6 protein-coding genes are annotated in these 3710 nt (G+C 37.6%); all 6 read right to left on the reverse strand.

Annotation, left to right across the window (positions count from 1 at the left end; translation table 11 throughout):
* Positions 1-452: 452 nt before the first annotated feature.
* On the reverse strand, positions 453-728 hold the full coding sequence (locus ACFWE9_RS26230) for a GNAT family N-acetyltransferase (RefSeq protein WP_230154878.1): 276 nt from the start codon (positions 726-728) through the stop codon (positions 453-455).
* Positions 729-1275: 547 nt separating this feature from the next.
* On the reverse strand, positions 1276-1629 hold the full coding sequence (locus tag ACFWE9_RS26235) for a YidH family protein (protein WP_230154877.1): 354 nt from the start codon (positions 1627-1629) through the stop codon (positions 1276-1278).
* Between the two features lie 52 nt (positions 1630-1681).
* Positions 1682-1855, reverse strand: a complete 174-nt coding sequence (locus ACFWE9_RS26240; protein WP_230154876.1) for a hypothetical protein — start codon at positions 1853-1855, stop codon at positions 1682-1684.
* A gap of 238 nt (positions 1856-2093) precedes the next feature.
* Positions 2094-2372 (reverse strand): 2TM domain-containing protein, encoded by a 279-nt coding sequence (locus ACFWE9_RS26245; protein WP_230154874.1) that lies wholly within the window; start codon positions 2370-2372, stop codon positions 2094-2096.
* Positions 2373-2534: 162 nt separating this feature from the next.
* The gene (locus ACFWE9_RS26250; RefSeq protein ID WP_230154873.1) at positions 2535-2891 is read right to left on the reverse strand and encodes a GIY-YIG nuclease family protein; all 357 of its coding nucleotides are present in this window, start codon (positions 2889-2891) and stop codon (positions 2535-2537) included.
* Positions 2892-2907: 16 nt separating this feature from the next.
* Positions 2908-3663: a DUF2087 domain-containing protein gene (locus ACFWE9_RS26255; protein WP_230154871.1), complete on the reverse strand. Its 756-nt coding sequence runs from the start codon at positions 3661-3663 to the stop codon at positions 2908-2910.
* Between the last annotated feature and the right edge of the window lie 47 nt (positions 3664-3710).

Below are 3710 nucleotides of genomic sequence, written 5' to 3' on the forward strand. Positions count from 1 at the left end.
ATAACAGATCCTGCATTTTAAATTATAAGTTTATAAAAAATGCATTTATCAGAAACCCCACTTACACGACTTGTAGAAGATGTTTTTTCTATGAGGAATCATGCATTTTCCTTTACAGTTTCATTTTTCACTGTCAATCTCCTATGTGAAAAGAGTTCGCTGGCATTATTTACTCTTGAAATAAAACTTAGCCTCATTCCCGTGCACGACCTGTTTCAAACTGCTGCCCACATTTTCCTTTGCCAAGATTCAATAGCAGTTGTAGGTTAATAGCCATACAAGCACCTCCCCAATATTTAATGCAAGCAATGCCTTTGGAGGAAAGGGGCTAAATAATAAATGGCGTTCGACCTTAACACCTCTATACACAATTACCCTTTATTATCTCAATCATGCAAAAAGGGGTGAACACCAGTGAATATCTCCATCCCCTCTGTGTACACCCCTTTCATTCATTTAGCCAAGACATCCTCATATTCTGTATTTTTTTCAAACTGTTTTTGAACGAATGAACATACCGGAACAATTTTCAGTTTTTCCTCGCGTGCAAACCCTATTATCCTTTCAACAAGGGCATTTCCTACCTTCTGCCCGCGGAGCTTGTCAGAAACAACAGTATGGTCGACTGTGATTTCATCTTCACCTGATTTAAAGAATGTGATTTCTGCAAGTTTCTCGCCAGATTCTTCGACAAAAAAAGAACTTTCACCTTTTTTTATATCCACCATCTTATTGACCTCCTTTTCATTCCCTTTTATCATATCTCACAAAATGGAAATTAAACAAAGATTTAAAACTTGATCAAGATTGAATGGTGGTAACACCCTCTAACGAAAGCATTGCTATGAACGGGTTACTTTATCCCCCCCGTTTTCCGCCATTTTCATTGACTTGAACCATCAGCATTTGTTATTGCCTTCATTACTGTTGTGATGTGAAGTTTACTTACAAATGAAAGGCCGCTCCTGAAGTCAAATGGATGACGAAGAATTCTCTATCGCTTATTACTACTTATACAAAATGAACACATACCTTATACAAGGATGTCATCTTTCCTGCAAAACCAAGGATCATTGAGGTAGAATGATCCTATACCTCATAAAATGGAAGAGAATATTGTTACAAGATTCTTCTTATTTTAGAGTTTTTCAAACCTCTGTTTGTAAATAACAGTTCGATAATGGAAGAAATGTTCCCGCAATGATGTAAGAATAAATATATATAGAAGAAACTAAAAAAACTGCCCTATATCATGTAGGGCAGAATGTTAACCTTTTATAAAAAAAGAAAATATAAAATGATCATTGATAACAGTATGACCATAAAGACAGCGATAAGAACGACCTGCCCACCGGAGGGCTGGAAGGTCTCTTCATTGATTTGCCGCTTCTTCTGTAGATAACTGAACGTCGCCAGAACTGTAATCACAAGACCCAAACCACATGCAAATATGCCCAGTATGATACTGATCAAGTCAATCCGGGCATCCCGATGCACCCCAATCGTAAAGTGCAGGCTCGTCGTTAGAAAACCAACCCCCACTATGGCAATCACCGTTCTTATCCACGCCAAAAAGGTTCGTTCATTAGCAAGATGCTGCTGCGCATATTTCAATTGATTTTTCTCCATGATATCACCTTGCATTTACCGTTTTAGATTCAATCATTTTAATCATCATCTTTTATCGCTTAAGGAACGTAAGTGCCCTGACCATGGAACCGACAAACATTAATCCCGCACCGCCAAGCAATAGATATATACATTGTATTTTATCAATAACATTAAAAGGATAAAGCAGGGCGCCCAATGCAATGATTGTCCCTATCCCCGTTATGGTCCATCCTATCTTTTTCATTTGCAACTCCTAAAATAAATTATTTAGTGAAGGTCCTTTAAGGGTTCCCCCCTTGGTCAATAACAGTTTCGATCATCAAAATCCGGATCCCTCACTAATAGCTTAAACCATTTAAAAACTAACAACAAGTGAGATCCTCTAATTATCTATCCAAAGAGATCCTCTAATGGTAACTTACTGATCTTCACACGCAAAAAAAGGAGCCATAAATGACTCCCAAGTCGAACGTATCCATATATCAGCTGTTCTTTTTATTCTTTTCCATGTATTCTTTTATCTTTCTTTCTTCCCACTTGGCCCCGAAGCTTCCGTGTGCAAAAGTCGTTATGCCGTGTACCAAAACTCCGATCCCCCACCCTCCAAGAGGATAAAGGAACCACCAATAACCAGGATCCGTTAATAAATTCATGACAAAAAACATGATATTCACCAATAAATATACCGTTAGATGAATGTAGAAGGCCTTAAGGTTTTCCACCCTTTTTTTCGCTCTTACATATTCATCTCCATTTTCCATCCCCGCACCCCCTAGTCGTAAACACTTAAATATATTATCATCCGCTTCAATAATTCCTTATTTATTCCATTTCCGAAACGAGACGTGTTAATGCGGGGAGTGTTGGATGAACCTATATTGTCTTCTGCAATCTTATAAACTGAAAGCTAAACTTCCTATATGTCAGTTCAATTTCACTCGATTATATCCCCGTTCTTCAAATGGCTGTATTTTTTCCACCCACACTTCTTCAAGTTTTTTCAATTCCCGTTTACTATCGAAAAAACCTGTTTCTTTCGGCTTTAATACCTCAAGTACCTCAAAAGAAAAAGCCTCTTTCCCATATTGATTCCACTCATCTTGCAGCACTTTATTCGTGTTCGTTCCCATTTCCAATTCAAATTGCTTTCCCTTCAACGTCTTTAGATTTCTGGTGCTGCCGATAAACACTTTATTATTTATCGTATTTCTTATTTGGTATACACCCGCTTCCACTTTCGTTTCCTTATATAATTGCTTCAATTCTTTTTTACGATCCATATCGATTGCCTCCTGTCTATTTCTTCAGCCAATATTGGCTCCCATCTTGCTTTCTATCCAAGAACCCATATTCTATTAAATATCTTCTTAATAGAACATGATCATGATAGATGGCGCCCAATATTTGATTGATTTCTTTTTCTTCGTAATTCCGCTCATTTTCAAAGCGGTTCGTAATTTCTTGGAGAATGATTAGCCTCTGTTTTTCCTTTGGCGGGAAAGACTTTAATGCATCCTGACTGCCTTCAGGGAAATATTTTTTCAGTACGGCCATCTTTTCTTCCTTAGTAACGTTATAACGATCATCGACCATCCTTGCATTTTGATGAAGAGGGACAAATGCCGGCGCATGTTTATCTTTATCTTTTAGAAGTTCCATCATGGCTAAGAATAACTTAGCTTGACGCTCTTTCTCCTTTAATACAAAGCGATGGTTCCGAATAGTAGAAGAACTTCCAATCCCCATTTCCTCTTGCACCTCAGCATCGTTCTTACCTTGATAAAAAAGGCGAAGTAGGCGATTCTGGTGATCTGTGAGACCTGTTAATTTCTTATCGAGATCAATCAAGTATTCGAATACCGATTGATGTACATTTTCGATATGAATACGCATATACCTCTCTGCTTCATAAAGAGTCCCATCTTTTGGGTATACGATCCCCTTTTGAACTGTATGTCCGCACAGCAAACAAATAAACTGATTCTCATCTTGGATATAGCCCTGTTTTAGCTCATCTTGGGATGCACTCCAAAACATATCTGCATCTTGCATTAAACAAACACTTCCTTATAAAGTTTATAATATAATAAACATAATAT

Origin of the sequence: Peribacillus sp. NPDC060253 (genome assembly GCF_042727425.1) — a bacterium.
In the GTDB taxonomy this organism is placed as follows: Bacteria; Bacillota; Bacilli; order Bacillales; family DSM-1321; genus Peribacillus.